The sequence below is a fragment of the Antrihabitans cavernicola genome (assembly GCF_008297975.1).
Lineage (GTDB): Bacteria > Actinomycetota > Actinomycetes > Mycobacteriales > Mycobacteriaceae > Antrihabitans > Antrihabitans cavernicola.
Window position 1 is genome coordinate 1 of the sequence record NZ_VLNY01000038.1, and the last position, 1,310, is coordinate 1,310.

Annotated in this window: 1 protein-coding gene and 1 other annotated feature; the gene reads right to left on the reverse strand. The window is 62.7% G+C overall.

The window, feature by feature from the left end; all coding sequences use genetic code 11:
- Positions 1-22: 22 nt before the first annotated feature.
- Positions 23-1,263 (reverse strand): IS3 family transposase gene (locus FOY51_RS27025; protein ID WP_371830496.1). Its coding sequence is split into 2 segments (ribosomal slippage): positions 23-975 and positions 975-1,263, totalling 1,242 coding nucleotides; the frame shifts between segments, so codons are not numbered across the junction.
- Positions 887-988 (reverse strand) — a sequence feature (AL1L pseudoknot). Its footprint overlaps the gene before it by 102 nt.
- Positions 1,264-1,310 lie beyond the last annotated feature (47 nt).

Sequence of the window (1,310 nt, forward strand, 5' to 3'; positions counted from 1 at the left end):
TGAAGTACCCCAGGTTTAGTTCCTATGTGGTTGCGAGGGCCGGGGTCGGCTGGCTCGCTGGTTGTGAGGTGCCGGTCAAGGTGGCCTCGTACTCGACTGGCGGGACGTAGCCGAGTGATTCATGCAGGCGGTGATGGTTGTACCACCAGACCCAGCCCAGAGTCGCTAACTCGAGATCGTCGACGGTCCGCCACGGGGTGCGGCGGTGGATCAACTCGGTTTTGAATGCGGCATTGACGCTCTCGGCGAGGGCGTTGTCATAGCTGTCACCACGTGATCCGACCGAGGGTGCGATCCCGAGTTCGGCCAATCTGTCGGTATAGGTCAGCGATAGGTATTGCGATCCGCGGTCGGAATGGTGAATCAACTCGGATAGATCGCAATTCGCTTGCCAGACAGCATGTTCGAAGGCCTGCAACGGGAGGTCCTCGGTGCGCATCGTGGCCGCGACGTGCCAGCCGGCGATCTTGCGGGTGCACACGTCGGTGACGAACGCGACGTAGCCGAAGCCCTGCCAGGTCCGCACGTAGGTGATGTCGGCGACCCAGAGGCGGTTCGGCTCTTCGGCGACGAATTTGCGGTCGACGAGGTCGGCCGGACGGGCCGCTGCCGGGTCGGGTGTGGTGGTGAAGACCTTCTTGCCGCGCTGCACTCCGCGTAGACCGGCGCAGGCCATGAGGCGCCGGGTTTGTTCCCGGCCCAGGTCGTAGCCGGCGCGGCGCATCGCGGCGTGCATCTTCTTCACTCCGTAGACCGAGTAATTCGTTTCGTGGACCTGCCGCAGCACCGGGATCAGGTCCGCATCACGGCGGGCCCGCGCCGAGAGTGGCCTGGCTTTGGCTGCCCGGTAACCGCGTGAGGAGATGAATCCCACGATCGCCGCCCGCAGGGTGGCACAGATGAACTCGACCCCGAACTGATCGCGGTGGGTATCGATGAAGGCGATCATTTCGTCGTGGGGCGGTCGAGTTCCGCGGCGAAAAACGCTGATGCCGACTTCAACAGCTCGTTGGCTCTGCGTAATTCGGATACTTCACGTTTGAGCCTTTTGATCTCGGCGTGCTCATCACTCGATGTGCCGGGACGCTCACCGGCATCGATCTGCGCCTTACGGCGCCACCGGCGCAGCGTTTCCTCGGCCAGACTCATCTTCACCGCGACGCTACGGATCGCCTCGAACTCCGAGACCTCCGAGTCCTGCAGCGTCACCTCGAGCAGACGTAAAGCTCGTTGCCGGACCTCCGGCGGGTACTGACGGGGCATAGCTTCGATCCTCCTATAAAGATCGGAACTAAACCTGGGGTACTTCA